This is a genomic window from Streptomyces sp. NPDC048255 (assembly GCF_040652415.1).
In the GTDB taxonomy this organism is placed as follows: domain Bacteria; phylum Actinomycetota; class Actinomycetes; order Streptomycetales; family Streptomycetaceae; genus Streptomyces.
On sequence record NZ_JBEZMA010000079.1, the window covers coordinates 1 to 26887 of the forward strand.

The 26887-nt window shown below is 73.0% G+C and carries 19 protein-coding genes and 1 pseudogene; 16 read left to right on the top strand and 4 right to left on the bottom strand.

The window, feature by feature from the left end:
* From AB0D94_RS34375 to AB0D94_RS34395, 5 genes and pseudogenes are all read left to right on the top strand, one after another.
* Nucleotides 1-100, top strand: a pseudogene (locus AB0D94_RS34375) (IS481 family transposase); the annotation flags it as partial.
* A gap of 117 nt (nucleotides 101-217) precedes the next feature.
* Nucleotides 218-1531, top strand: a complete 1314-nt coding sequence (locus AB0D94_RS34380) for a hypothetical protein (RefSeq protein WP_362060570.1) — start codon at nucleotides 218-220, stop codon at nucleotides 1529-1531.
* Nucleotides 1528-3609, top strand: coding sequence for a hypothetical protein (locus AB0D94_RS34385; RefSeq protein ID WP_362060579.1), 2082 nt, complete (start codon nucleotides 1528-1530; stop codon nucleotides 3607-3609). Before AB0D94_RS34380 ends, AB0D94_RS34385 begins: the two co-directional genes overlap by 4 nt.
* A gap of 182 nt (nucleotides 3610-3791) precedes the next feature.
* On the top strand, nucleotides 3792-4871 hold the full coding sequence (locus tag AB0D94_RS34390) for a MoxR family ATPase (RefSeq protein WP_362060582.1): 1080 nt from the start codon (nucleotides 3792-3794) through the stop codon (nucleotides 4869-4871).
* Entirely contained in the window at nucleotides 4868-8608 is a 3741-nt protein-coding gene (locus AB0D94_RS34395) for a pentapeptide repeat-containing protein (protein WP_362060585.1), read from the top strand. The genes AB0D94_RS34390 and AB0D94_RS34395 overlap by 4 nt, the downstream gene beginning before the upstream one ends.
* A gap of 37 nt (nucleotides 8609-8645) precedes the next feature.
* On the opposite strand, the gene AB0D94_RS34400 is transcribed toward AB0D94_RS34395, so the two are convergent.
* Nucleotides 8646-9545, bottom strand: coding sequence for an ion transporter (locus AB0D94_RS34400; protein ID WP_362060588.1), 900 nt, complete (start codon nucleotides 9543-9545; stop codon nucleotides 8646-8648).
* Between the two features lie 207 nt (nucleotides 9546-9752).
* On the opposite strand from AB0D94_RS34400, the gene AB0D94_RS34405 reads away from it, so the two are divergent.
* A complete protein-coding gene (locus tag AB0D94_RS34405) occupies nucleotides 9753-10289 on the top strand; it encodes an FABP family protein (RefSeq protein ID WP_362060591.1) in 537 nt (178 codons plus the stop codon).
* A gap of 65 nt (nucleotides 10290-10354) precedes the next feature.
* Here AB0D94_RS34405 and AB0D94_RS34410 read toward each other — a convergent pair whose 3' ends face one another.
* Both AB0D94_RS34410 and AB0D94_RS34415 read right to left on the bottom strand, forming a co-directional pair.
* On the bottom strand, nucleotides 10355-11023 hold the full coding sequence (locus AB0D94_RS34410; protein WP_362060594.1) for a DUF305 domain-containing protein: 669 nt from the start codon (nucleotides 11021-11023) through the stop codon (nucleotides 10355-10357).
* A 96-nt stretch (nucleotides 11024-11119) separates the two neighbouring features.
* Nucleotides 11120-11515, bottom strand: a complete 396-nt coding sequence (locus tag AB0D94_RS34415; protein WP_362060597.1) for a DUF6153 family protein — start codon at nucleotides 11513-11515, stop codon at nucleotides 11120-11122.
* Between the two features lie 404 nt (nucleotides 11516-11919).
* Here AB0D94_RS34415 and AB0D94_RS34420 point away from each other — a divergent pair, with 404 nt between their 5' ends.
* The 7 genes from AB0D94_RS34420 to AB0D94_RS34450 all read left to right on the top strand — a co-directional run bounded on the left by AB0D94_RS34420 (nucleotide 11920) and on the right by AB0D94_RS34450 (nucleotide 23211).
* On the top strand, nucleotides 11920-12747 hold the full coding sequence (locus AB0D94_RS34420) for an FAD binding domain-containing protein (RefSeq protein WP_362060600.1): 828 nt from the start codon (nucleotides 11920-11922) through the stop codon (nucleotides 12745-12747).
* Nucleotides 12744-15464 carry a molybdopterin cofactor-binding domain-containing protein gene (locus AB0D94_RS34425; protein ID WP_362060603.1) on the top strand — a complete coding sequence of 907 codons (2721 nt, stop codon included), beginning with the start codon at nucleotides 12744-12746 and terminating at the stop codon, nucleotides 15462-15464. Before AB0D94_RS34420 ends, AB0D94_RS34425 begins: the two co-directional genes overlap by 4 nt.
* Before the next feature lie 4 nt (nucleotides 15465-15468).
* Nucleotides 15469-16440 (top strand): antibiotic biosynthesis monooxygenase, encoded by a 972-nt coding sequence (locus AB0D94_RS34430; RefSeq protein ID WP_362060606.1) that lies wholly within the window; start codon nucleotides 15469-15471, stop codon nucleotides 16438-16440.
* A gap of 424 nt (nucleotides 16441-16864) precedes the next feature.
* Nucleotides 16865-17104: a hypothetical protein gene (locus AB0D94_RS34435; RefSeq protein ID WP_362060609.1), complete on the top strand. Its 240-nt coding sequence runs from the start codon at nucleotides 16865-16867 to the stop codon at nucleotides 17102-17104.
* 98 nt (nucleotides 17105-17202) lie between these two features.
* Nucleotides 17203-18009: an HlyD family efflux transporter periplasmic adaptor subunit gene (locus AB0D94_RS34440; protein ID WP_362060612.1), complete on the top strand. Its 807-nt coding sequence runs from the start codon at nucleotides 17203-17205 to the stop codon at nucleotides 18007-18009.
* Complete coding sequence (locus tag AB0D94_RS34445; protein WP_362060615.1) at nucleotides 18006-20288, top strand: NHLP family bacteriocin export ABC transporter peptidase/permease/ATPase subunit; 2283 nt, start codon at nucleotides 18006-18008, stop codon at nucleotides 20286-20288. The genes AB0D94_RS34440 and AB0D94_RS34445 overlap by 4 nt, the downstream gene beginning before the upstream one ends.
* Nucleotides 20289-20373: 85 nt before the next feature.
* Nucleotides 20374-23211 carry an NHLP bacteriocin export ABC transporter permease/ATPase subunit gene (locus AB0D94_RS34450; protein ID WP_362060630.1) on the top strand — a complete coding sequence of 946 codons (2838 nt, stop codon included), beginning with the start codon at nucleotides 20374-20376 and terminating at the stop codon, nucleotides 23209-23211.
* 120 nt (nucleotides 23212-23331) lie between these two features.
* On the opposite strand, the gene AB0D94_RS34455 is transcribed toward AB0D94_RS34450, so the two are convergent.
* Nucleotides 23332-24501, bottom strand: a complete 1170-nt coding sequence (locus AB0D94_RS34455) for a glycosyltransferase (RefSeq protein WP_362060618.1) — start codon at nucleotides 24499-24501, stop codon at nucleotides 23332-23334.
* Nucleotides 24502-25115: 614 nt separating this feature from the next.
* Between AB0D94_RS34455 and AB0D94_RS34460 the strand changes: the two genes are divergently transcribed.
* From AB0D94_RS34460 to AB0D94_RS34470, 3 genes are all read left to right on the top strand, one after another.
* Nucleotides 25116-25631, top strand: coding sequence for a toxin-antitoxin system HicB family antitoxin (locus AB0D94_RS34460; protein ID WP_362060621.1), 516 nt, complete (start codon nucleotides 25116-25118; stop codon nucleotides 25629-25631).
* A gap of 95 nt (nucleotides 25632-25726) precedes the next feature.
* Nucleotides 25727-26575, top strand: coding sequence for a DUF4097 family beta strand repeat-containing protein (locus AB0D94_RS34465; RefSeq protein ID WP_362060624.1), 849 nt, complete (start codon nucleotides 25727-25729; stop codon nucleotides 26573-26575).
* 66 nt (nucleotides 26576-26641) lie between these two features.
* A partial coding sequence (locus AB0D94_RS34470; RefSeq protein WP_362060627.1) for an ATP-binding cassette domain-containing protein occupies nucleotides 26642-26887 on the top strand: 246 nt, incomplete at its 3' end.

Genomic DNA, 26887 nt, shown 5'->3' on the forward strand with positions numbered 1-26887 from the left:
CGACTGGCTGCACTGGTACAACTACCACCGACCCCACACCGGCATCCAAGGCCAAACACCCGCCAGCCGCGTCACCAACCTGCCCGGACAACACACCTAGGGGGTGTCTCGCCGATCGCGCCGGGCCCGGTTGCCGAACCGGCCGTTCCGGGCGCCACGTCACCCGAGCGGCGCTATGGTGCGGGCGGGGACGAATGCGCGAGGGGGGCGGGCGTCGATGCGTTTTCTCTTTGTCCACGGTACGGGGGTCCGGCGCGAGCGGCACGACACGCTCTTCGCGCTGGTCCGGGAACGCCTGACGGCCCGGTTCCCGCACGCCGCGGTGGAATCCTGCTACTGGGGCGACCGGTTCGGGGCGAGCCTGGGCGCCGGAGGCCGCTCCGTGCCCGGCCTGCGCCCGCGCCCCGGCATCGATCCCGCGGCCGAGCCCGATCCGGTGGACGCCGAGACCGCGGAATGGGCGCTGCTGCTCGCCGACCCGCTCTGCGAGGTACGGGTCCTGGCCGAGGCCGGCTGGGACACCGCGGCGGACGCGGACGGTCCCGATGACGACGGCTTCGCGATGCCCGGCGTACGGTCCGCCGGGGCGCGGGTCCTGGACCTGCTGGCCGCGTTACCCGCGCCGCCGCCGCCCCCGGCGACGGCGACTGCGACTGCGACGGCAGCGGCGGCCCCGGACGCCAGCGGGGACGAACTCGCCGCCCTGCTCCGCGGCACGGGCCTCGCCGCGGGCTTCCCCGCCGCCCTGGAGGCCACCGCCCGCTCCGCCGAGGCGACCCGCGCCGCCGGACGCGCCACCGAGGAGCCGCAGGCCCGCGAGCTGGCCACCGCCCTCGCCCGGGCCGTGACGGCCGCCGCCCTCGCCGCCGCCGGAGCCGAGGCCGACTGCACCGGCGCCGAACGGGACCGCCTCGTCGAGCTGCTCACCACCCGCCTCGGCGGCGACGCCCGGGTTCCCGGGGCCCGCGCGGCCGCCGTCCTGGGACGGCTCGCGATGCGGGTCACCACCCAGCCCTTGCTCAACGCCTGGCGCGGCTCGCTCACCGTCGGCGCCACCCCCGCCCTCGGCGACATCCTCCGCTACCAGGCCCGCGGCCACGACCTGCGGGACTTCCTGCGCGAGCGGATCACCGCCACGCCGGGGCCGACCGTACTCATCGGGCACAGCCTCGGCGGGATCGCCCTGGTTGACCTCCTGGCCCTCGCCGCCGCCCGCGGGGAGCCCGTCCCCGGGGCGGAACTGCTGGTCACCGTCGGCTCGCAGGCGCCCTTCCTCTACGAACTCGGCGCGCTGACCGCGCTCGCCCCCGGCGCGAAGCTCCCGTACGGCTTCCCCGGCTGGCTCAACGTCTACGACCGCCAGGACGTGCTCGCGTACCTCGCGGCCCCCGTCTTCCCCGGCGACCCGCGCGTCACCGACCACGAGGTCGGCAGCCGCCAGCCCTTCCCCGCCTGCCACAGCGCCTACTGGAAACAGGACTCCCTCTACCAGCGGATCGAACAGGCGGTGGCCGAGGCGGAGATCGGGTGATCCCCACCGGTCTGCTGCCCCCGGGCCTCGGCCCGCGGCGCACCTTCGCCCTCGTCGCGGGGGTCGAGCGGTACGACATCAGCCGCCACTGGAACCTGCGCGGACCGGCCCGCGACGCCCTGCGCTTCGCCCACTGGCTGACCGGGCCGGGGGAGGTGCCGCCGGGCAACGTCCGGCTGCTGCTCTCACCGCTGGAGGGGCCGGACGCCCTGGAGTGGCCGGACACCCCGGCCATGGATTCCCTGCGGGCCGCCCACCGGCCGGCCACCGAGGAGAACGTGAAGTCGGCCCTGCTCGACGAACTCCCGCAGTGCGACGGCGACTTGCTGTGGATCTTCTGGGCGGGACACGGCTACCTGGGTCAGCGCCAGGAGCTCATCCTGCCCTGCGCCGACGCCCGCCCCAGCCAGATCCGCCACCTCAACCTCGACTCGGCCCTGCGCTGGTGGCGCACCGACCTGGTCAAACAGCGCCGGTTCCCGCTCCAGGCCGCCCTCGTGGACTGCTGCCGCGTCGACGCGCCCCGCGACAGCCGGTGGAACTTCGGCACCACCGACTACGGCGGCGGCAGTTCGGTCCCCGGAAGACGGCAGTTCCGGCTGTACGCCTCCCGCGAGGGCGAGGCCGCGCAGAACGACGCCGAGCGCGGAGCCGGCCGCTTCACCGAAGCGCTGCTCGGCGAACTCGGGCAGCGGTCCGTGCGGGAGGGCGTCACCCGGCTCCCCGACGCCGCCCGCAGCATCCACCGCACCTTCCAGGACCTGCGTGAGCGCGGCGAGGGCTGGCAGCTGCCGCAGTTCCTCGTGGACCGGGACTGGGACGCCTGCTCCTTCCTCGACGAGGACCTGCCCGGCGGCCCCGCGGCCAGAGCCACCCGGCTCGACCAGGCCGCCTGGGACGGGCTCGGCGAACTCTTCGAGGGCCGCGACCTGCCGCGCTGCGCCTACGAGGCCTACACCTGGGCGTTCAAGGCGGCCGGCTGCACCACCCCGGTGCACGGCGGCCTGCCGGGGGAGAGCCTGCTGGAGGTGGTCCAAGATCTGGACGAGCGCCAGGGCGGCCCCGGCGGGATGCCGCTCGCCGTGCCCTTCGTACGCTTCGTCGCCGACCGGGCCGGGACGGGCGACGCGGTGTGGGCGGCCCGGCTGCGGGAGTGGGTGCGCACCACCCGGGAGCGGCTCCGCCTGCCCGCCCTGCCGCCACCGCCGGCCCCGCCGCGCAGAACGGCCCTGCACGTCCGGCTGGAGGCGCCGCCCGGCGGGGAGGACGGCTTCCTGGCCCGGATGTGGCTGCGGCGGGACGTCACCGAGCACATCTGGGAGGCCGAGGGCAGCCCGGTCGCACTGGACGCCGTACGGGAGGAACTGGTGCGCCGGCTCGCCGCGTTCGCGCGCGCCTCGGGCGGCGACCCCGAGGCGGGGCAGCCGTACGACACCGTGGAGCGGATCGAGTTCCACGTGCCGTACGAGCTGCTGGACACCGCCTTCGACCAGTGGCCGGTGCCCCGCGGCCCCGGCGGCCGGACCACCCGGACCCTGGGCCTGCTCTACCAGGTGGTGGTGCGCTGCCCGCAGGAACGGGAGGACACCCGGGCGGACTGGCGCAAGAAGTGGCGCTGGCTCGCCGCCCAGGGCGGACGGCACCCCGACGCGGTCCGCACGGTGGAGGACGCGGAGGTCACGGACGTGCTCGGGATGGAGCTGGGGGCGGGACCGGCCCCGGCCTGCGTCCTGGCGCACACCTCGGCCGGGGCGCGCACCGAGGGACTGCTGGACGCCGTACTCGAAGGAGGGGTCCCGGTGATGGTGTGGCGGCGCGGGGGCGGCGCACCGGCCGGCGGGCTCCTCGGCCTGCTCGCACCGCCCGACGGCCCGGAGGGCGGGCCGGACGGCCTCCCCGACCCGGGCGCGCTGGACGTGCTCGCCCTGCCCGCCCGGGTACGGGAGGTGCGCCGGGCCGCCGCGGGCGCCGGGGGTGCGGCGGCCGGTCCCGACCGCCAACAGGCCGAAGGGGGAGACCGGTTGGTGCTGTTGTGGGACGATCCCGACGACACCCTCACCCTCAGGTCCCTGTCCTGATGCCGATGGCCGTGCCGATGCCGCCGCCCGACGGACCCCCGCCCGAGGGACCCGCGCCCGACCGACCCACGCCCCGCGCACCCGCTCCCCACGCACCCGCTCCCGATGCCCACCCCGACCCGATGTCCGACCCGATGTCCGTCCCCGACCGACCGCGACACCCGAGCATGGAGGAAGAGGCAGTGGCGAAGGACTGGTGGCTGTACCACGGGACCGGTGAGGGCGCGGTCCGGCGCGCCCGCCTGGAGGCCGGATCCCCGCCGCCCTGGCGGGACTTCACCGGCACCCCGGACCCGGTCTACGCGCCCCCGGGCTGCACGGGACCGGCCTGGGAGCGCACCCGGCGCCGCGGGGAGGGCTACGTGCCCGACGACCCGGAGAAGGACGTCGTCAACACGGCCCTGCACCTGCGCAGGCCGCTGCTGATCACCGGCAAGCCGGGCGTCGGCAAGTCGACGCTCGCCTACAGCATCGCCTCGGACCTGGGCCTGGGACCCGTACTGCACTGGCCGATCACCAGCCGGACCGTGCTGCGGGACGGGCTGTACCTGTACGACGCGATCGGGCGCCTCCAGGAGGCCGGGCTGGAGCAGTTGCGCACCCCGGGCGCGGCGGCCGCGGTCCCCCCGGCCGCCGCCGGACCGGCCGGACCCGCCGAGCCCGCTACCGGCCCTTCGATCGCCCGTTACCTGCGCCTCGGACCGCTCGGCACCGCCCTGCTGCCGCAGGACCGCCCGCGCGTCCTGCTCGTCGACGAGATCGACAAGAGCGACATCGACCTGCCCGGCGACCTCCTCACCGTCTTCGAGGACGGCGGCTTCGACATCCCCGAACTGGCCCGGCTCGCCAAGGAGGAACCGACCGTAGCCATCGGCACCGACGACGACCCCGACGCCGCCGCACGCATCACCCAAGGCCGCGTCCAGTGCCGGTACTTCCCCATCGTGGTCCTCACCAGCAACGGCGAACGCGACTTCCCGCCCGCCTTCCTGCGCCGCTGCGTCCGGCTGCACCTGGAGCCGCCGCGCCTGGACAAGCTCGCCCGCATCGTGCAGCAGCGCCTCAAGGTGGACATCGAGGGCAGCGAGGAGTACCAGGAACTCGTCCAGAGCTTCCTCGAACGCGCGGAGGACGGGGACCTGGCCACCGACCAGCTCCTCAACGCGATCCAGCTCCGCCTCGCCGGGGCCTGGTCGGACGCCGGCGACCGCGAACGGTTCCTCGGCACGGTGATGCAGCACTTGACGGGGCCGTCCGCGTGATCGAGGAGCTGCTCGCCGCCTTCGCCGAAGGCGCCGAGGACAGCGGTCTGCGCCCCGGAGTCGGGGCGGAGGAGATCGCCGACATCCTGTGGCTGGCGGCCCGGGTGGACCCGGCGCGGGCCCGGCCGTCCGGGCGGCTGCCCGACGACGCGGCCGCCGGGCAGCCGCCGGCCGCCCAACCGGGCCCGCACGGGGACGGGGCCGACCCGGCGCCCGAGGACGGAGCCGGGGGCGAACCGGCCGTCCAGCTCTACCCCGGACCGGTGCCCGACCCCGCCGGGAAACCGGCCGACGCCGCCGGAGGGCGCCGGGGATCGGCACTGCGACTGCCCCGCGCGGCCTCCCTCGACGACCCGCTCGCCCTGATGCGCTCCCTGCGCCCCGTGGGCCGGCGCTCCATCGGCGGACCGGGGGAGGAGCTGGACGAGCAGCTCACCGTGGAACGCAGCATCGAGCGGATGGTCCCGACCCCCGTCCTGCGCCCCGCCGAGAGCCGCTGGCTGGACCTGGCGCTCGTCGTCGACACCCACCACTCGATGCTGCTCTGGTCGGACCACGTGGACGAGCTCCGGCGCGTCCTCACCCGCAGCGGGGTCTTCCGCGACGTGCGCACCTGGCAGCTGACCGGCACCGGGCCCGGCGGGGCCCCGATGCTCACCCGCGGCCGCGGCGGCCCGCCCCGCAACCCCCTGGAGCTCGCCGACCCGGCGGGCCGCCGGCTGATCCTCGTCCTCTCCGACACCGTCGCGGGCGGCTGGCGGCAGGGCCCGCTCCAGGCCGTGCTGCGGCACTGGTGCGGACACAATGCCGTGGCCGTGCTGAACGTGCTGCCCGAGCGGCTCTGGACCCGCGGCGCCGTCCGGCCCGTCACCTTCGCCGTCCGCGCGGACCGGCCCGCCGCGGCCACCCGGTCCTGGCAGCAGGTCCCCGTGGCCCGCCTCGCCCGCCCGGCCCGGACGGGCCGCCGCCGCGCGGCCCCGGCCGTGGTCCCGGTGGTCGGCATCGGCTCGGGGAGCCTGGCCCGGCTGGTGCGCGTGGTGTCGGGGGACGGGCGCTGGCGGCGACTCGCCTGCCTGCGCCTGGACGCGGAGCAGGCCGCGGCGCCAGGGGAGGAGCCCGGGGCGGCGCGGCCCGCCGGGGGCGGCGCCCGCAGCGCCCTCGAAGCCGTGGAGCGCTTCCGCGCGAGCGCCTCCCCGACCGCCCAGCAACTCGCCGCGCACCTGGCGGCCGTACCGCTGACCCTGCCCGTCATGACCCTGGTCCGGCGCTCCCTGCTGCGCGACTCGGAGCACGGCCACCTGGCGGAGGTCGCCCTCGGCGGGCTGTTCGCGCCCTGGGGGGACACCGGACAGGGCGCCGAGGAGGTCGAGTTCGAGTTCCTCCCCGGGGTACGGGAAGCCCTGCTCGGGTCGCAGCTGCGCGGGGACGTGGCCGCCGTACGGGAGCTGGTGCGCCGCCGGGTCTGGGAGTTCATGTCCCGCAACCGCGGCACCGGGCCGGACTTCTCCGCGACCGCGGTCACCACGGGCAAGGAGGAAGGCCGCCGTCACGTGCCCGCGGGGGCCCTGCCGTTCGCGGCGCGACCGCGGTCCTCGCCGGAACCGCGGCAGCAGCTTCCGGACCCGGCCCTCCCCCCGGTCCCGCCGCCTGACGCGGGTCTGCGCAACCGGGTCGTACGGGTCCGCTACGAACCGGCGCCGGAGGCGCAGGAGGTCGGCACGCTGCTGGCGCCGCGGCTGGTGCTCACGGTCGGAGACGCCCGGATCGCGGAGGGCGGCGTCGCCTGGGTCCGTGCGGGAGACCGGGAGGTCCCGTGCCAGCCGGTGTGGTGGGACGAGGCCTCGCCCCGGGTGTTCCTGCTCGCGGCGTACCAGGACCTGGTGGACCCGCGGACCTGGCCGGAGCCGCTGCGCTGGGCGCGGCCGCAGGGCGCCGGCCCGGAGCGGGTCCACGTCGACGGATGCACCGACCAGGGCCGGCCGCTGCTGCTGACCGGCGAGGTGGCCCCGGACGGGGGCGCCCGCAACGCCGAGCTCGTCCGGCTGTCCGCCGAACCGGAGACCTGGACGCACTTCCGCGGCGGCCCCGTCTCCCGCGACGGAGCGCTCGTCGGGGTGGTGCACGGGGTCTGGCCCGACCGGATGGTGTTCCTGTCGGCCCAGGCCCTGCTCGGACAGCCCGGGTTCCAGGAGGTACTGGACGCGCACACGCAGGCGGCGTCCGCTCGGACGCCCGTGGCCGAGGACCCGGGGGCGCCGGTGTGCCTGGCGGTCAGCGTCCAGGCCGGCCCCCGGGCCGGTGTGAGAGCGGAAGGGCGGCCCCCGGGGCTGGCCTCCTTCCTGCGGGTGCTCCTGCGCGACACGGCGACCACCGGCCGGGTGGTCGGGGAGGGCGGCACGGAACTGCTCGTGGTGGTGGAACCGCCGGGCGCCCTCGGCGGAGCGGGCCGGATCCTCTCGGAACTCCCCCGCAGATTCGACCGGTTCTGCGAGAGGTACCCCGAGTGGGTCATGGCCCTCGGCGTGGGAGTGAGCACCGGTGGGACCGATTCCGAAGCGGGCACGGCCGACGGGCATGCGGGCGTGGCCGACGGGCAGGCGGGGACGGAGGCCGTCCGCCTGGTCCGCCACCCCGCGATCGCGGAGCGGCGGCGATGGCCGACGGGCTCCGGCGCCCTCCGGCTCGCCGTGTCCCCACCGTTCTACGCGGAGCTGCACGAGCTCCTGGGGCCCGGCATGCTGCGCAGCCTCGTACCGCTGGGGCCCGACGTGGACGGCTGGCTGTCCACGGGCGACCCCGCGGAGCTGGGCCACGTGGTGGTCGAGGCGGAGGAGATCCGGAGCGGTGGCCTCGGCTGGCCGCGCTGCGGCCACGGTGCCTCGGGGACCGACAGGCTCGGCTGCAAGGGCATCCGGATCCCCGGACACAGCCGGTGCCTGGCCCACCTGGACCCCGGGGCGCTGGCCGCCCATCTCGCTGCTCTCGGCCCCGGCTCGCAGGTGGACTGCCGGGGCACCACCTTCGAGGACGGCCTGCTCAAGGTCCTCCTGGAGGCGCTGCGCGAGCCGGAGACGCGACGCGTGCGGCTGGGCCCGGCGGCCTTCGACCGTGCGTACTTCGTGGACGACTGGAACACGGTGGGGGCCGAGTTCGCGGGGCGTGCCTCGTTCGCCCGCGCGGTGTTCGCGGGCCGGGCCCTGTTCGACGAGGCCTCCTTCACCGGACCGGCCTCCTTCGACCGGGCCCTGTTCGAGCACGTCGCGTCCTTCGACCGGACCCGTTTCGCCGCCGAAGCCGCCTTCCGCCGCACGGTCTTCGGCGGCGCGGCGGGTTTCACCGACGCCCGCTTCGAGGACGAGGTCTCCTTCAGCCAGGCCGTGCTGGAGGCCTCGGCGGACCTCAACGGATTGCGGGTGACGGGCACCGCCGATTTCACCCGCACCGAGTTCCGGGGCCTGACCGGGATGAGCGGGGCCGCCTTCGCCGGATCCGCGGTCTTCTCGTACGCCAACTGGGAGCGCGGGCTGCTGTCCACGGGGGCGGTGTTCGAGGGGCCCGTCACCTTCGACCACGCGACGTTCAGCGGCCGGGTGCGCTTCGACGGCGTCCGCATCCTGTCCGACACCGGTGTCGAACTCCCTTCCGCAGGACGCCCGGACCGCTGGGAGGTCGAGCACCACCCGGGCCGCGTCTTCCACCTCCGCCTGCTCGACACGGAGGAGGGCCCGCAGGGGTGAACTCCGGTACGGGCCCGCGCCCCGCCCCCGTACCGGCTCAGCAGCCGGTGCGCGAGGCGGACTCCAACTGCCTCCCCGTACGGCTGTCCTTGTCGAGACCCGCCTCGATCTCGTCCAGCGCCCGGCGGGCCGTCGCGATGCGCTCCCTGACCTCGCCGGCCGGGTCGGGCCCCTTGCCGGGCGGCGGTACGCGCCCGGCTTCCTCCTCCATCTCCCGTGCCTCGTCGAGGGAGTTGAGGACGACCCCGATGAGGACGTTCACCAGGACGAAGGAGGCGAGCAGCGCGTAGGAGGCGTAGTAGATGATGCTGAGCCGGGAGATCTGCAGCCCCGCGCGGACGGCGTCGGTGAGGCCGTCGAGCGTGGTCAGCAGGAACAGGGTGAGGGCGGCGCGGCCCACGGATCCGTAGTGCTTCGGGTCGGATTCGGCGAAGCAGACCCAGCCGACCATGGCGTACACGTACAGCACCAGCGCGCCGATGAAGAGGAAGCTGGCGGTACCGGGCAGGCTGCGGCCGACGGCGACCAGCAGGATCCGCAGGTGGGGCAGGAAGCGGGCGGTGCGCAGCACGCGGGCGAGGCGCAGCAGCCGCAGCAGGGTGGTGTTCTCGCGGATCAGCGGGACGAAGGCGGAGGCCACGATCGCGAGGTCGAAGAGGTTCCAGGGATCGCGGAAGAATGCTTTCGGCCGGTCGGCGTACGCACCCAGCCGCAGCAGCATCTCGATCGTGAACAAGGCAAGGCAGCATTCCTCGGCGGCCCGCAGCACCTGTCGGTACTCGGCGGCGAGTCCGCTGTACGTCTCCACACCCATCAGGGCCGCGTTGAACAGGATCGCGCAGAAGACGACCAACCCGAAAGCCTGGGCCTCCGTGACCACCCGGCATCGGGCCGCGAGTCTCATGCGGCGGCGTCCGGCCTGCATCGGGTCCGTCATCTCACTCCTCGTGCTGGTCGTGCCCGTCTTCGACGTGGGACGGCGCCCGGCGGGGCGCGGTGATCCGTCCTTCTAACGCCCCACGCCCGTTCGGGTTTCACCTTGGCGCGGATGCCGGCGCCCGGTGGCCGGACAGGACGTCGGATCAGCCGTTCCCGCGGCTACGCTTCGCAGCTCAGGAGCAGACATCAAGCAGGAGCGTGCCCCGTGCTCGAACCGGTCCAGGAGAATCCCTTCCCCGACAGCCACACCCTCGGCGAGGGCGCCGAGCCGCACCCGCTGCTGCGGCCCGTGCTGCCGCTGCTGGGGCGCTGGCACGGCCGGGGACGCGGGGAGTACCCGACGCTGGAGCAGGACTTCCAGTACGAGCAGGAGGTCACCTTCAGCCACGACGGCCGGCCCTTCCTGCGGTACGAGGCGCGCGCGTGGCTGGTCGACGGGACCGGGGCCGCGGTGCGCCCCGCGGGGCGGGAGGCCGGCTGGTGGCGGGTGATGCCGGACGCCTCGCTGGAGGTGGTGCTCACCCATCCCACCGGAATCGTCGAGATCCTGGTGGGACGGGTGTCGGGCGAGGAGATCGAGTTGGAGAGCAAGGACGTGGCCCGCACCCCGCTGGCCAAGGAGGTCACCGGTACGCGGCGCCGGTACAGCCTGGGCGACGGCGAGCTGGCGTTCGTCCAGGAGATGGCGGCGGTGGGCCTGCCGATGCAGCACCACCTCGCGGCCCGGCTCCGCCGGTTCTGAAGGCCGGCCCGCGGGCACGGGCGGGCGGCCTGTGATGCCGCCACGCCCGCGCCCGCGGGGACGCCTCAGTTCTTGCCGAGCAGGCCCTTCATCGTGTCGATCTCGGCGGACTGCGAGGAGATGATGGCGTCCGCCATGGTCCTGGCCTCGGCGAAGGAGCCCTGGCTCTTCTCCGCCTTCGCCATCTCCACCGCGCCTTCGTGGTGCTTGATCATCAGCTCCATGAACGCGGTGTCGAACGCCTTGCCCGAGGCCTTGGACAGCTCGTCCATCTCCTCGGCGGACATCATGCCGCCACCCGAGCCGCCCGAGCCGTCAGGCTGCCCGTGCTGCGCGTGGTCCGTGGCGTCCGCGGCGGGCACCGGCTCGCCCCAGGAGGCCAGCCACCCGGACAGGGTCTTGATCTCCGGGTCCTGAGCCTTCTTGATCTCCTCGGCGAGCCTCTTCACCTGCCCCGACTCCGCCCGGCCGGGCGCGAGGTCGGCCATCTCCACGGCCTGGCGGTGGTGGGGGATCATGCCCGTGGCGAAGGCGACGTCGGCGGCGTTGTGCCGGCCCGGCGTGGCGGGGGCCGTCACGGACGGGGAGGCGGCGGGGTGCCCGTTGTGCCCGGCGGCGCCGCTGCCGCCGTTCGAGCCGCAGGCGGCCAGGACGAGGGCGGCAGCGGCCGCGGCGGCCACGGCGGAGGCGCGGCGGACGGGGGAACGGCGGAGGGACGAACGGTTCGAGGTCATGGTGGTGCAACTCCTTGAGCGAAGGGGTCAGGACGTAGCGGGGCGCCGCGCGCCGGCCACCGGAGGAACCGGGGCGAGCGGGCGCCGGGCGGCGTCCTATATCCGCAGGAGTTGAAGTTCGGACAGGTCGGGCGGAGCCCGTCCCGTACGGGTGGCCGCCGGAGCCGCGCCGAGCAGCGCCGCGCCGGGAAGGGCCTCGTCCACGGCGGCGAGCAGCGGGGGTGGGGCGTACGCCGAGCCGACTCCGGTCGCCGCACAGGTCCCGTCCGCGTGGTCGAGGTGCTCCGGGCCGTCGGCCGGATGGGAGCAGTCCGCGTCGCCGTGAAGACCGGGCGCCGGGTGCACCGCGTGGGCGGCCGGGTGGGCCGCCGCCAGGGGCACCGGCCGCGGGCCCAGCCCGTGCATCGCCAGAACCCCGGCCAGCACCGCGAGCACGAGCAGCACGAAGCCCGGCCCGGCGGGGCGGCTCGTACGCTGTGCGGCGGCACTCATGCGCTCATCGTACGAGCCGCTTCCCCGCCCGGCCCGCCCGGTCCGCCCTTCGGACCAACCCCCGCACCCGTGCGGGTCCCGCGCGCCGCCCGGGACGTCCCGGTCCGGACCACCGGGCGAAACGACCGCTTGACTTGGCGGGGTCGGCCGGCCCTGCGATATGATTTTCGGGAATCCAGTGCGCCCGCCGGTCCCTCCTCGAACAGGTCGACCGCAGCGGCCGGGAGCCGGTTCTGCCCATGAGCGCGAGCGGCGCCACGCGCCCGTCCGAACGAGTCCGTATGAGTGCGTGCCGGTGCGTGCCGGTGCGTGCCGGTGCGTACCAGTGCGTATGAGTCCGTAGAAGTCCCCAGAGGTCGGTAGACGGTCGTCCACGATGGTCGTCGTGAGGGGGATCGGTCCCCATGGATCTCAACACCATCACCGAAGTCGTCCGGCGACCGTCCGATCCGCCAGGCACGCAGTGGCGCGAAGGCGATGCCTGGCTCGCGGGCGGGACGTGGCTGTTCTCCGACGAGCAGCCGGACCTGCGCCGCCTGATCGACCTGACGGCGTTGCGCTGGGAGCCTCTGGTCCCGAGCGATGCGGGGCTCGAAATCGGCGCGACCTGCACCATCCGCGACCTGTACGCCTTCGCCCCGCCCAAGGACTGGACCGCGGCCGCCCTCTTCGCGACGAGCTGCGAGGCCTTCCTGTCCTCCTTCAAGGTCTGGAACGCCGCGACCGTAGGCGGAAACATCTGCATGTCCCTGCCCGCCGGCCCGATGATCACGCTGACCGTCGCACTCGAGGCGCGGTACGGGCTGGAGGCCACCGACGGATCCGCGCGCACCGTCGACGCCCTCGACTTCGTGACCGGCAACCACCGGAACGTGCTCGCTCCCGGGGAGATCCTGCGGCGCATCGACATCCCGGCGCGCGCCCTGCGCAAACGCACCGCGCACCGCCGGTTCAGCCTGACGCACCTCGGCCGATCGACCGTCTTCCTCATCGGTACCCAAACGCCGGGAGCGCACGACCTGCTGCTCACGGTCACCGCCGGCACCACACGGCCCGTACGCCTCGCCTTCGACAGCATGCCCGACGCTCGGACCCTCCAGCAGAGCATCGACGTCATCCCGGCCGACGCCTGGTTCGCGGATCCCAACGGGACGCCCGGCCATCGCCGCCACCTGACACAGCACTTCGCCGAAGAGATCCGTCGCGAACTCATGGCTGGGGGCCCGGAATGACGTACGTCGTGAACGGCCGGAGCTTCGCCGAGGAACCCGCCCCCGGCCAGTGCCTGCGTACCTTCCTCCGCTCGCTCGGCCACTTCGGCGTCAAGAAGGGCTGTGACGCGGGTGACTGCGGAGCGTGCACCGTGTGGCTGGACGGCGAGCCGGTCCACAGCTGCATCACCCCCGCCTTCCGCGCGGACGGCAGGGAGGTGACCACGATCGAGGGGCTCGGATCACCGGGCAGCCTGCACCCGATGCAGCGGCAGTTCCGCGACGCCCCGGGGTTCCAGTGCGGCTTCTGCACCGCAGGGATGATCATGACCTCGGCGACGTTCACCGAGGCCCAGAAGGCGGACCTGCCGCGGGCGTTGAAGGGCAACCTCTGCCGCTGCACCGGCTACCGGGGCATCGAGGACGCCGTGAAGGGCGTCACCGGCGTCGAGACGGCCGCACCGGGAAAGGCCGTCGGGACGAGCGTCAGGGCGCCGGCGGCCAACGACGTGGTGACCGGGCGCGCCGAGTTCACGATGGACACCCGCATCGAGGGCATGCTGCACCTGAAGGTGCTGCACTCACCCCACGCGCACGCCCGGATCGTCTCGATCGACAAGTCCGCGGCGCTCGCCGTTCCCGGCGTGCACCGCGTCTACACCTGGGAAGACGTACCGCGCAGGCGTTTCACCACGGCGATCCACACCGACCACCTCGTGGACCCGGACGACACCTACATCCTCGACCACACGGTCCGCTTCGCCGGCCAGCGCGTGGTCGCGGTGCTGGCCGACACGGTCGGCGCGGCGGAGGAGGGCTGCCGGAGGGTAGTCGTCGAGTACGAGGTGCTGCCGGCCGTGTTCGAGCCCGAGGAGGCGATGGCCGAGGGGGCGCCGCAACTGCACGGCGCGGAGGACGCGTTCGTCCTCGATCCCGTCCACAACGTCCTGCTCGAAATCCACTCGCACATCGGGGACGTCGACGCGGGGTTCGCCGCGGCCGACGTGATCCACGAGGGGACGTACTCCTCACCGCGCGTGCAGCACGCCCACCTGGAGACCCACGGCTCGATCGCCTGGATGGAGGACGGCCGGCTGAACGTCCGCACCAGTTCGCAGTCCCCGTCGATCGCGAAGGTCAAGCTCACGCACCTGTTCGCGCTGCGCCCCGACCAGCTGCGGGTGTTCTGCACACGCGTGGGCGGTGGTTTCGGGGGCAAGCAGGAAGTGATCTCGGAGGACCTGGTCGCGCTCGCCACCCTCGACACCGGGCGGCCCGTGTGCTTCGAGTACACGCGCCAGGAGGAGTTCACCACCGCCTCGCCACGGCATCCGATGAAGATCACGGTCAAGCTCGGCGCGAAGGCGGACGGCACGCTCACGGCGTTCCAGGTCCGCAACGTGTCGAACACGGGCGCCTACGGCAATCACGGCGGCGAAACCCTCTACGCGGGCGGAGCCGCCGTCATGATCTACCGCTGCCCCAACAAGAAGTACGACGCCTACTCCGTCTACACGAACACCGTGCCCAGCGGGGCGCTGCGCGGCTACGGGATGACGCAGCCGGCGTTCGCCGTGGAATCGGCGATGAACGAACTGGCTCTCGCGCTGCACATCGACCCGCTCGAACTGCGCCGGCGCAACATCGTGCGACCGGGTGATCCGCTCGTCGCCCTGCACGACGGCCCCGACGACGTGATGTTCACCGAGGACGGGCTCGGGAAGTGCATCGCCCTGGTCGAAGAGGCCCTGGCCCGTACGGCCGGTGAGCCGTCCCCCGGCCCCGGCTGGCTGGTCGGGACCGGCGTCGCGAGTTCCCTGCACGAGACCGCGCCCCCGACCGAGCACATCTCCGAGGCCTGGGTCACCCTCGGCGACGACCTCGTGTACGAACTGGCCGTCGGAACCGTCGAATTCGGTGAGGGCACGTCCACCGCCCACGTCCAGATCGCGGCGAGCCAGCTGGGCACGACCCCCTCGCGGATCCGCCTGGTGCAGTCCGACACCGACCGTACGGGATTCGACACCGGCGCCTTCGCGAGCGCGGGCCTCTTCGTGTCGGGCAACGCGGTACTGCGGGCGGCCAACGCCGTGCGCGACCGCATCCTGGAATTCGCCGCCGCGCACACCGGCATCCACGTGGTGATGTGCTCGATGGACGACGAGGGAGTCGTCTGCGGCGACCACCGCGTGTCGCTGGCCGAGCTCGTCGCGCTGGCGCGGGCGCGCGGGATCCGCTTCACCGCCGCCCGCAAGGCCTACGGCTCACCCCGGAGCGTCACCTCCAATACGCAGGGGTTCCGGATCGCCGTCCACCGGGTGACGGGCGAGATCCGCATCCTGTACAGCGTCCAGGCGACCGATGCCGGCCTCGTCATCAACCCCGCGCAGGTACGCGGACAGGTGGAGGGCGGTGTGGCCCAGGGGATCGGTTTCGCGTTGACCGAGAACTTCCAGGTCGACGCGGACGGCGTCATGGCCAATCCGAACTTCCGCAACTACCGCATCCCCACCTACGCCGACGTCCCCCGTACCGAGGTGCTCCTGGTGGACTCGGCGGACTCCGTCGGCCCGATGCGGTCCAAGGGGATGGCGGAATGCTGCATCAACCCGGTGGCCCCCGCCCTGGCGAACGCGCTCCACGACGCGACGGGCATCCGCTACCGCGCGCTGCCCCTGACTCCGGAACGCATCTACAGCCGGCTCGACGAAAGCCAGTCGGCTCCGACGACGGCCTGAGCCCATGAGTACCGAGAAGATCCAAGACGCCGCGGCGACGGCCATCATCGGCCAGAAGGTGGTGCCCGGGCTGGAGGTGGAGTACGAGGCGTGGCAGGAGGAGGTTCTTGCCGCTTCCGCCGAATACCCCGGATACCTAGGCGCCGAGACCTCCCCGCCGACGGCCCTGCAACCCGACTGGGTCGTCGTCTACCGGTTCGACTCGATCGCCCATCTCCAGGCGTGGATCAACAGTGCGACCAGGCAGCGTCTCCTCGACGCCGGCCGGAAGTACTGCGACGGCCCCGCGACGCAGCAGGTGGTCAGCGGTGGCACACAGCCGGCGGATCCCCTGGTGACCGTGGTGGTCAGCCACCGCGTCCACCCGGACCAGGTCGACGACTTCCTGGCGTGGCAGCACCGCATGAGCCAGGAGGAGAGCAAGTTCGAAGGTTTCCGGGGAAGCGAGCTCTTCCGTCCGGTCGAAGGGCTCCAGGACGAATGGACGACGCTGTACCGGTACGACAACGCCGCGCACCTCGATGCCTGGCTGGTGTCGGACAGGCGCCAGGAGCTCCTCGCAGAGGGAGAGAAGTTCGACGACTTCAAACTCCGTACGATCGACAACTCCTTCGGCAGCTGGTTCGCCTTCGAGGAGAACGGCAAGGAAGCACCGCCGCCCTCGGAGACCAGGACCTCCCTCGCGGTCTGGGTCGGCCTGTACCCGACCGTCGTCCTGCTGACGCTCGCCCTGCACCCGCTGGGCATGCCCTTCTGGCTCGGGCTGCTCGTGGGCAACCTGCTCTCCAGCTTCATCATGAGCTTCTTCACGATGCCCTACTACGTGAACCCGCTGCTCAGACGCTGGCTGCGGCCGTCCCCGGACGAGTCGAGGACGAAGACCAACCTCATCGGCCTCGGCATCGTCGCCGCGGTGACCGTCTTCTGGGCCGTCCTCTTCTATCTCGTCACGACCCAGATCTGGACCCTGCCCTGAGCCCGGCTGCGCGACACCGCCCCCCAGTGCACCTGGCGTGATGGGCCCGTCACCCCGCGCGCCTTCGGAAAATCTGCACAGCGTGTGCGTGATCGGGTCCTCCGCCCTTCACACTCCCTGGATATGCCCGATATGCGCCATGTATTTGATGGGGGTGTGCCCGGTTATGTTCCGTGTAAAGGCAAGGTGGCCCAGATCTGTTACTCGATCCTGTGGAGAAAGCGTCACCATTCGGTGAATGAACCTTCCCGTCGCCGTCAGAGGTGGTCATCTGCCCGCGGCGGGGGCGTCAACGGGATTGGCCGGGCCACCCGTTCGCGTGCTTTCATCTGGGCACCGCGGCAGTTGAAGGAAAGGCGGCCGAGTTCCCAGCCGCCGGGCCGCCGCGGAAATGCATACCTCCCCCCAATGAAAGGTGCGCGTCATGCGTAACGACCTTGAGACCCGTGAGATGGCCGACTCCGAGCTGGACGCCGTGTCCGGCGGCATCATCAGCGTCAACGGTGGCCTCGCCGGCGCCGTGACCAGCGACGTCAGCGACGTCGTGGGCGTCGTGGGCTCCCTCCACACCGTCCAGGCCGCGCACGGTCTCGTCTCCAACGCCCCCGGCCTGGTCTCGGGCATCACCGGCGTTTCGGTGAACACCGGTCGCGCCGGTCTCTGAGCGGGATTCCCCATGAACCCCGGAGCATCCCCCACGGCTCCGGGGTTCAGGGCTGCCCGCATGCCCCACCGATTCGAATGCAGTTGAAGGAATAGTCCGTGCAGTTTCGCCAAAAGGCGCTTTCCAAGCTGCAATCGCCCGAAGAACTCGATCTGCCCGTACGCTTCGCGCGCCCGCAGGGGCGGCTCGTACTGGTCGTCACGGTCCTCGTCATGGCCGCCGCGAGCTTCTGGGCCCTCACCGGCACCGTGGCCCCCAAACTGAGCGCACCCGGCATCCTCACCCACGCCGACGGCAGTTACGTGCTCCAGAGCCCGGTCGCGGGACAGGTGACCGCGGTCCTCGCCGAGGAGGGCCGCCTGCTGTCTCCCGGCACGCCCGTGCTCAACGTGCGTACGGAACAGGGCGACCAGCCCGTGCGCGCGGTGACCGGCGGCCTGTTGAGGACACTGGTCGCCAAGGTGGGTTCGGTCGTCACGACCGGCGCGGACGTGGCGACCCTGGAACACGTGAAGGACCCGGACGATCCCCTGGTGGCCGTGCTCTACGTACCGGGCGGCAGCGGCGCGGCGATCACCGTGGGCGCCCCGGTCGACCTGAGCGTGCAGTCGGTGCCCCAGCACCAGTTCGGCACGCTGCGCGGCCGCGTCAAGGCGATCGGCCGCGCGCCCCAGACGCAGGCGCAGATCAGCGGCTTCCTCGGCGACAGCGGGCTCGCCGCACACTTCTCCCGGCAGGGCAGCCCCGTCGCCGTGTTCGTGCAACTGGAGCGCTCCGCCGCCACGGAGTCCGGTTACCGGTGGTCCTCCACGGACGGACCCCCGTACGCCCTCGACACCGCGACGCCGGTGACCGGAGCCGTCCACCTCGCCGCGCAGCGCCCCGTCGACTGGCTGCTGCCATGACCGCGCAGCAGACGGGGACGCCTCCCGAAGCACCCCGGCTCCCTCCCGCCGGTCGCCGGCGCCACCGCCCCGAGCCCAAGGGCGGCGGCACGCGCCGCAGGCCCGCGCCCGCCCCCCGGGCCAGGACACCCCGTCCCGTACGCACCCGTACCGTGCTGCAGATGGAGGCCGTGGAGTGCGGCGCCGCCGCCCTCGCCATGGTGCTCGGCCACTACGGCCGCTTCGTCCCGCTGGAAGAGCTGCGCATCGCCTGCGGAGTCTCCCGGGACGGCTCCCGCGCCAGCAACCTCCTCAAGGCCGCCCGCGGTTACGGGCTGAAGGCCAAGGGCATGCAGATGGACCTGGCCGCGCTCGCCGAGGTGAGCGCCCCGGCCGTCCTCTTCTGGGAGTTCAACCACTACGTCGTCTACGACGGCATGGGCCACCGCCTCGGCCGCAAGGGCGTGTACGTCAACGACCCGGGGAAGGGCCGCAGGTTCGTCCCCATGGACGAGTTCGACACCAGCTTCACCGGGGTCGTGCTCACCTTCGAGCCCGGCGAGGAGTTCCGGCGCGGCGGCCGCAAGCCGGGCGTCCTGGGGGCCATGCCGGCCCGCCTGCGCGGCACTTCGGGCACCATGGCCGCCGCCGTGATCTCCAGCATCCTGCTCGTGGCCGTCGGCGCGTCGGTGCCCGCACTGAGCCGTACGTACATCGACATGTTCCTCATCGGGGAGCAGACCTCCCTGCTGGGCGTGCTGTTCGCGTCGATGGCCGTCACCCTTGTGCTCACCGCCACACTCACTGCCCTCCAGCAGGCCAACCTGCTGCGCGGGCGCATCATCTCCTCCACCCTGGGCAGCGCCCGCTTCTTCCGGCACCTGCTCCGACTCCCGGTCGCCTTCTACTCCCAGCGCAACCCGGCCGACCTGGTCCAGCGCCTCCAGTCCAACGACACCGTCGCCGAGACCCTCGCCCGGGACCTCGCCGCCGCGGGCGTGGACGCCGTGGTGGTCGTGCTCTACGCGGTGCTGCTGTGGACGTACGACCCGCAGCTCACCCTCGTCGGCGTGATGATCGCGCTGCTCAACGTCGTGGCCCTGCGGATCGTGATCCACCTGAGGGCCACGGGCACGCAGAAGCTCCGCGCCGAGAGCGCCCGGCTGACGAACACCTCCTACAGCGGTCTCCAGCTCATCGAGACGATGAAGGCCACCGGCGGCGAGGACGGCTTCTTCCGCCGCTGGGCCGGACAGCACGCCGTCACCCTCGACGTGCAGCAGCGGCTCGGCGTGCCCAGCGCGTGGCTGGCGATCGTCGCACCCACGCTGGCCGCCCTCAACAGCGCCCTGATCCTGATGATCGGCGGCCTGCGGGCGGTGGACGGGCACCTGTCCGTCGGTCTGCTCGTCGCCTTCCAAGCCCTGGTGACCAGCTTCACCGCGCCGATCTCCCGCCTGGGCGGCGTCGCCGGACGGATCCAGGACTTCGCGGCCGACGTCGCCCGCCTCAAGGACGTCGAGAACTTCCCCGCCGACCCGGTCTACTCGCGGCGCGAGCCCGCCGCGGGCACCCGCCGCCTCAAGGGCCACGTGGAACTGGACGGCATCACCTTCGGGTACAGCCCGCTGGACGCCCCGCTGCTCAAGGACTTCTCGCTCTCGGTCGGCCCCGGCCGGCAGGTCGCGCTCGTCGGCGGCTCCGGCAGCGGCAAGTCCACCGTCTCCCGGCTGATCTCCGGCCTCCACACCCCCTGGGCGGGCGCCGTCCGCATCGACGGGATGCGGCTGGAGGACATCCCGCGCGGCGTCCTGGCCGCCTCCGTCGCCTTCGTCGACCAGGACGTCTTCCTCTTCGAGGGCACCGTCCGCGACAACGTCGCGCTCTGGGACCCCTCCATCCCGGACGAGGCCGTCACCGCCGCCCTCCAGGACGCGGCCGTCCACGACGTGGTCGCCCGCCGCCCCGGTGGCATCCACAGCCGCGTCGAACAGGACGGCCGCAACTTCTCCGGCGGACAGCGCCAACGCCTGGAGATCGCCCGGGCGCTGGTGCGCCGCCCCAGCGTCACGGTCCTCGACGAGGTGACCAGCGCCCTGGACGCGGTGACCGAACAGGTCATCATCGACAACCTGCGCCGCCGCGGCTGCGCCTGCGTGGTCATCGCCCACCGGCTGAGCACGGTGCGCGACAGCGACGAGATCGTCGTGCTCGACCGGGGCACGGTCGTGGAACGCGGGCGGCACGAGCACCTGGTCGCCGCGCGGGGCCCGTACGCCGCACTGGTCAAGGAGCACTGAGGTGACGTACCCGTACGACGCCACCGTCCCGGCCGGACAGCCGGGCCCGGCCCCCGGCCAGGACTCCGACGCGGTCCTCGCCGCCCTGGGCGGACTGGGCTCCCCTGTCGACTGCACGGGCCTGCGCAGCCTGTCGCTGGAGGGCCCGCACGTCCTGTGGCTCGTCGTACACGGTGAGTTGGACCTCTTCGCCGTCGATGCCGCACAGGCCGGGCACTGGCACTTCCTGGGCCGGCTGGAGACGGGCACCCTGCTGCTGGGCCCGGCCGAAGGCGCCGAGCACACCCTGGTCGGCCGGCCCCTGCCGGGCTGCTGGCTGCGCCGCATCGAGCTGCGGGAGCTGCCCGCCGCCGAGTACGGCGTACCGTTCCACGGCGGCCAGTGGTGGGCCGACCAGGGGGAGTACGGCTACGGAGTCCCCGCCGGCCTGCCCAGCCCGCTCGAGGACGCCTTCGCGCGCGGCCTCGGCCGTGGCCTGCGCGTGCTCTACCAGGCGCCGCTGGACGGCCGCGCCGGCACCGCGCGGGGCGGGGCCGACGACGACATCCTGTGGATGCGGATCAACCCCGGCAGCGTGCAGTACGGAGCCGCGTACGAGGCGGAGGCCGTGGGCACCCTCCTCGTCGACGCGGCGCTGTGGCAGGGCATGGTCGACCAGCAGTACCGGCTGCTGTACGCCCTGGACCACTGGATCGAACAGCTCGAACGCGACCACGAGGACCGTACGGCGGCCGGCATCGCGGCCGGCCGGGCAGCCCGCACCCAGGCGGACCGGACGCTGCTGGCCTCGATCGACCGCTCCGGCAGCCGTTCCCACCGGGGCGCGAGCGTCGACGCCACCTTCGCGGTGTGCCGTCTGGTCGCCGACGAGGCCCGCATCACCCTGTCCGAACGGAGCGAGGCGAGCGCCGCGTCCGAGCGGATGGACCCCGTCGAACGCATCGCCCTCGCCTCGCGGATCCGCACGCGGGGGGTCAGGCTCAGCGGGCGCTGGTGGAAGGAGAACAGCGGTCCCCTGGTGGGCCGGCGGGAGGCGGACGGGACGCCGGTCGCCCTGCTGTGGCGGCGCGGCGGCTACGAGGCGGTCGACCCGGCCACCGGCACGCGGGAGCGCATCGGCGGGGGCGGGGGAGGGAAGGGCGGCAAGGGCAACAAGGCCGATGCGTCCGCCTTCGAACCGCGCGCCGTCATGCTCTACCGCCCGCTGCCCGACGGACGCGTGGGTCTGGCGGCGCTGCTGCGCTTCAGCGTCCGCGGCACCCTCCCGGAGCTGCGCAGCCTGCTCCTCGGCGGACTGGTCGCGGTGGTCCTGGGCGCGCTGGTGCCCATCGCCACCGGCAAGGTGCTCGGCCAGTACGTACCCAAGGCCGAGAACAGCCTCATCGTGCAGACCGCCCTGGCGCTCATCGCGACCGGAGTCGTCTCCGCCGCCTTCATGCTGCTGCAGAACATCTCCATCCTGCGCATGGAGGGCCGCATCGAGGCCACCTTGCAGCCCGCGGTGTGGGACAGGCTGCTGCGGCTGCCGACGACCTTCTTCGCGGGCCGCTCCACCGGCGAACTGGCCGGAGCGGCCATGGGCATCAGCGCCATCCGCCGCGTGCTCTCCGGCATCGGCACGGTGTCCGTGCAGGCCGCCGCGGTCGGCACGATGAACCTCGTGCTGCTGCTCGTCTACAGCGTGCCGCTGGCGCTGGCGGCGGCCGCCATGCTGCTCGTCGTCGCCGCGGTCTTCCTGGGCCTGGGGCTGTGGCAGCTGCGCTACCAGCGCCGGCTGATCAAGCTCGGCAACCAGCTGAACAACCAGGCCTTCCAGACCCTGCGCGGGCTGCCCAAGCTGCGCGTCGCCGCGGCGGAGAGCTTCGCCTACGCCGCCTGGGCGCGGGAGTTCGCCCGTACGCGCGATCTCCAGCAGCGCATCGGCCGGATCCAGAACGTCATCACGGTGCTGGGCGCGGTCTACCTGCCGCTGTGCACGCTCGTGATGTTCATGCTGCTGGCGGGACCGGCCCGCGGCGCCATGTCCGCGAGCGGGTTCCTCACGTTCAGCACCGCACTGACGATGCTGCTGTCCTCGGTCACGCAGCTGACCGGCGCGCTCATCTCGGCCGCGGCGGTGCTGCCGATGTTCGAGCAGGTGAAACCGATCCTGCGGGAGACCCCCGAGGTGGGCCGCTCCAGCACCCGACCGGGCGTGCTGACCGGCGCCGTCGAGGCCAAGGGCCTGTCGTACCGCTACGGCGACGACGGCCCCCTCGTACTCGACGACATCGACTTCCAGGTCCGGCCGGGGGAGTTCGTGGCGATCGTCGGGGCCAGCGGCTGCGGCAAGTCCACCCTGCTGCGGCTGCTCATCGGCTTCGACCAGCCCGTCTCCGGCAGCGTGCTGTACGACGGCCAGGACCTTGCCGCGCTCGACCAGGCGGCCGTGCGCCGCCAGTGCGGCGTCGTCCTGCAGAACGCCCAGCCCTTCACCGGCTCCATCCTCGACTGCATATGCGGAGCCGGGACGTTCACGCTCGAGGAGGCCTGGGAGGCCGCGGCGATGGCGGGCCTGGCCGAGGACATCAAGGCCATGCCGATGGGGATGCACACCATGCTGTCCGACGGCGGCACCACGGTCTCGGGCGGCCAGCGCCAGCGGTTGATGATCGCCCAGGCCCTCATCCGCAAGCCGCGCGTCCTGTTCTTCGACGAGGCCACCAGCGCGCTGGACAACGAGGCCCAGCGCGTGGTCATCGAATCCACCCGCAGCCTGCACGCCACCCGGATCGTGATCGCCCACCGGCTGTCCACGATCATGGACGCCGACCGGGTGATCGCCATGGCCGACGGCCGGATCGTCCAGCAGGGCCGCCCCGCCGACCTCCTCGCCGACCCGTCCGGCCTCTTCCACGACCTGGTCCGCCGCCAGCTGCAATGACCCAGTGGCGCGACCCGGCAGCGTGACCCGGCAGCGCGACCCGGCAGCGCGACCCTGCGCCGGACACGGCCGCCCTGGCCGCTGGACGGTCCGCGCGGCTCACGCGGACCCTGGGGCCCTCTAGGCGACCGAGTCGAGCAGCCGCTTCGCGGCCACCGTCGCCCCGTCGGTGCGGATCGTGCCGGCCACGACGGTCGCCCGTGCGCGGGTCTCGGGGGTCAGGGCCGTCCCGAGCGCGGCCGACAGGGACCCGGTGGTCGGGGTCGGACCGTCGTGCGCCACGCCGATGCCCAGCTCGGCCACCCGGCCGGCCCAGTACGGCTGGTCCGCCCCCTGCGGTACCACCACCTGCGGCGCGCCGACCCGGGTGGCGGTCGTCGTCGTGCCCGCGCTGCCGTGGTGCACGACGGCGGCCACCCGGCGGAACAGTGCCGGCTGGTTGACCTCGCCGACGAGGAAGCAGTCGTCCTGGTCGTCGATGAGGTCCAGGTCGGCCCAGCCGCGGGAGACGACCGCACGGCGGCCCTGCGCGCGGATCGCCTCGATGGCGACCCGGGCGAGTTCCTTCGGGGCGCTCACCGGCGTGCTGCCGAAGCCCACGTACACCGGTGGTGCACCGGCGTCCAGGAACGCCACCAACTCGTCCGGGAGCGGGCGTTCGTCGGCCACCATCCACGCGCCGGTCTGCACCACGTCGAGGTCCCTTGTCGGCTCCCACGGGTCCAGGACCGGGTCCGTGGCCAGCCACGGCTGATCGGTGAAGGCGTAGTCGCGGACGCTGTCCACCGGCGGCAGGCCGAACGACGCCCGCCGGCCGTTGAGCATCTCGCCGAACATCGTGTTCGCGATCTGGGCGTCCAGGTCCCACAGCGCCCGGTTGCCGGTCGCGTCCTGCGGCAGCGGCCGGCCCCGACGCGCGGGCGGCCGGCGGTGCGGCGACGGCAGACTGACGGGCTGGTGGCTCGCGTGCACGTAGCGGATGCCCAGCATCTCGGCCACCGACCGCGCGCCGGCCACGACCGGCAACGGGCCGGTCGCCACCAGCACATCGCACCCCCCGGCCGCCGCGGCGACCGTCTCGAACTGGGCGGCCATCAAATCGGCCGCACGCTGCGCCAGGCCCTCCGCCGAACCCGGGGTCACCGAGATCACCAACGGACGCACCGCCCGGCCGGCCGGCACCAGCGGCACACCGACCCCGGCCAGCCGCTCCGCGAACTCCTCGTCCGGAGGCGCACACACCCGCACCTCCGCGCCCAGCTCCCGCAACGCCACCGCGAGCCCGGCCATCGGTTCAACGCTCCCACGCGCCCCGTACGTCGACACCAACACACGCATTCTTCGCGACTCCAATTTCCGCAGGTACAGCCTTGGATCGGTGATTCTGCGGCACACCCAGGGTCTTGCCGCAAGCCCCCTGGTGCGCTATACGTTGAGAGTGGCAAGGAGTGAGTCCGCCTCCTGCCCGTGTCCGTCGTCGGCGTACGGACACCCCCTCGCGCAGCCTCAACACACCACGCGCAACAGTTGCGTTGCCCCAGAAGCCCCTCCCGCGCGCCATGCGCCGTCTCAGGAGCTCGTACCGCAGTGAGTCGTGCGGACGCCGCCAACAACCCAGCGCGCCTCGGGTGGGCCCGGCCCGGCGGCAGACCGCGCGGCGGGGCAGGTCACGCCTTGCGACACGACGTGGCATCACATGGCATCACGTGGCGCAGTTCGACGCCATTCGGTGCCACGCCGTGTCATTTCGGGCTTCAAGAAGCGCGGTGGTGGCCGTGGCGCCACAGGGACTCAGATCGTCCTCGTTGTATTTCCGCAGGTCAGGGCATCCATCTGTAAGTGCACCCCAGGGTTGTGTGCCATCAGGCTTGCGGTGGGCGCCACGATGGTGCCATCATGGCGTCATGGACCTGACCCCGTATGTCGACACTCTCCGCCGCGAACTCGCGGTGGCCGCCGAAGCCGGCGGGGAGGATGCCCGCAAGCTGGCCGAGAGGCTCACCGCTCCGCTGGAGTCGGCGACCCGTCTGACCATGCTCAATGTGCTCTCCGCCGCGATGGACGAGATCACCCGCGAGCTCGCCCCCGGCTCGGTCGACGTACGGCTGCGCGGGGTCGACCCCGACTTCGTGGTGACGCTGCCGCACGTCGACAGCGGCCCCGCGGAGCCGGAGGCCCCCGTCGAACCGCTGAAGGTGCAGGCGCCCGCGGACGGCGACGAGGGCGGCACTGCCCGCGTCAACCTGCGCCTGCCGGCCCACCTCAAGGCGCGCGCCGAGGAGGCCGCGACCCGTGAGGGCCTGTCGGTCAACGCGTGGCTGGTGCGCGCCGTGTCGGCCGCGGTCGAGGGCGGCACCCGGCCTCGTACGACGGAGAAGTCCCGGGCCGTCGGGCAGAGCTTCACGGGCTGGGTGCGCTAGTCGCGCCCCGCCCACACCAGTTCACCCGCACCGCTTCACCCACACCACGTCCCACCAGCGGGGACGTCCTGAAGACCCAAGAGGACGGGACAGCCATGCCTTCTTTCGACACTCCCGAACCGATCTCGGCCACGGCGCACGTGGAGGCCGGTTCCATCCAGTTCACCGCGGGGGACCGCCTCGACACGGTCGTGGAGGTGCGGCCCCGCGACCCGAAGAAGGACCTGGACGTGCGGTCGGCCGAGCAGACCGAGGTCACGTACGCGAGCGGCGCCCTGACGGTCAGGACGCCCAAGTCCAATCTGCTCGGCCTCGGCCGCACCGGCACCGTCGACGTCACGGTCGAACTGCCCACGGGCTCGCGCATCGACGTGACCGGCGCCTGGGCCCAGGTGCTCGGCGAGGGCCGGCTCGGCGAGGTCCACGTGAAGACCTCGTCCGGGGACGTCCGCCTCGACACGACCGGCCCGCTGAAGCTGACCGCCTCCCACGGCTCGATCACCGTCGACCGTGTCGTGGGCAAGGCCGAGATCAGCACCAGCTCCGGCAGTCTGCGCGTCGGCACCGTCGAGGGCCCCGCCGTCCTGAAGAACTCGCACGGCACCACGACCGTCGGCTCCGCGACCGGCGACCTGCGGGTGAGCGGCTCCAACGGCGACATCGACATCGCGCGAGCCGAGGGAACGGTCGTCGCCACCACCGCCCACGGCACCCTGCGCGTGGGTGAAATGGTCCGCGGCACCGTCCAGTTGGAGACCTCCTACGGTGCCATCGAGGTCGGCGTCCGCGAGGGCACGGCCGCCTGGCTCGACGTGAGCTCGGGCTCCGGCCAGGTGCGCAACACGCTCAGCGCGTCCGAGACCCCGCAGAAGACCGAGGACACGGTCGAGGTCCGCGCCCGGACCCGCTACGGCAACATCGACGTCCGCCGCGCGCGGGCCTGAGCTCAGCATCGGCCCAGCGAGCCTGCCCACTCCACCAGCCCCTTCAGCCTTCGAACGGAGGGCTCCATGCCTTCTTCTGTCATGCCCACGCCAAGGCGGGGCGGTTCGCAGTCCGCCGTCGCCGCTGTCTCCGCTGTCGGGCTGCGCAAGTCCTACGGCGACAAGGCCGTCCTCGACGGCATCGATCTGCACATCCCGGCCGGGTCCGTGTTCGCGTTGCTCGGCCCGAACGGTGCCGGCAAGACCACCGCCGTCAAGATCCTCTCCACGCTCATCTCCCCCGACCCCGCCTCCGGCGCGATCCACGTCGGC

Excerpts from the sequence above, each read along its gene's own strand:
- AB0D94_RS34435 (WP_362060609.1), top strand. The coding sequence starts at position 16,865 with ATGCGTAACGACCTTGAGACCCGTGAGATGGCCGACTCCGAGCTGGAC.
- AB0D94_RS34400 (WP_362060588.1), bottom strand. The coding sequence starts at position 9,545 with ATGACGGACCCGATGCAGGCCGGACGCCGCCGCATGAGACTCGCGGCC.
- AB0D94_RS34410 (WP_362060594.1), bottom strand. The coding sequence starts at position 11,023 with ATGACCTCGAACCGTTCGTCCCTCCGCCGTTCCCCCGTCCGCCGCGCC.
- AB0D94_RS34455 (WP_362060618.1), bottom strand. The coding sequence starts at position 24,501 with ATGGCCGGGCTCGCGGTGGCGTTGCGGGAGCTGGGCGCGGAGGTGCGG.
- AB0D94_RS34465 (WP_362060624.1), top strand. The coding sequence starts at position 25,727 with ATGCCTTCTTTCGACACTCCCGAACCGATCTCGGCCACGGCGCACGTG.
- AB0D94_RS34415 (WP_362060597.1), bottom strand. The coding sequence starts at position 11,515 with ATGAGTGCCGCCGCACAGCGTACGAGCCGCCCCGCCGGGCCGGGCTTC.
- AB0D94_RS34430 (WP_362060606.1), top strand. The coding sequence starts at position 15,469 with ATGAGTACCGAGAAGATCCAAGACGCCGCGGCGACGGCCATCATCGGC.
- AB0D94_RS34380 (WP_362060570.1), top strand. The coding sequence starts at position 218 with ATGCGTTTTCTCTTTGTCCACGGTACGGGGGTCCGGCGCGAGCGGCAC.
- AB0D94_RS34445 (WP_362060615.1), top strand. The coding sequence starts at position 18,006 with ATGACCGCGCAGCAGACGGGGACGCCTCCCGAAGCACCCCGGCTCCCT.
- AB0D94_RS34420 (WP_362060600.1), top strand. The coding sequence starts at position 11,920 with ATGGATCTCAACACCATCACCGAAGTCGTCCGGCGACCGTCCGATCCG.
- AB0D94_RS34425 (WP_362060603.1), top strand. The coding sequence starts at position 12,744 with ATGACGTACGTCGTGAACGGCCGGAGCTTCGCCGAGGAACCCGCCCCC.
- AB0D94_RS34460 (WP_362060621.1), top strand. The coding sequence starts at position 25,116 with ATGGACCTGACCCCGTATGTCGACACTCTCCGCCGCGAACTCGCGGTG.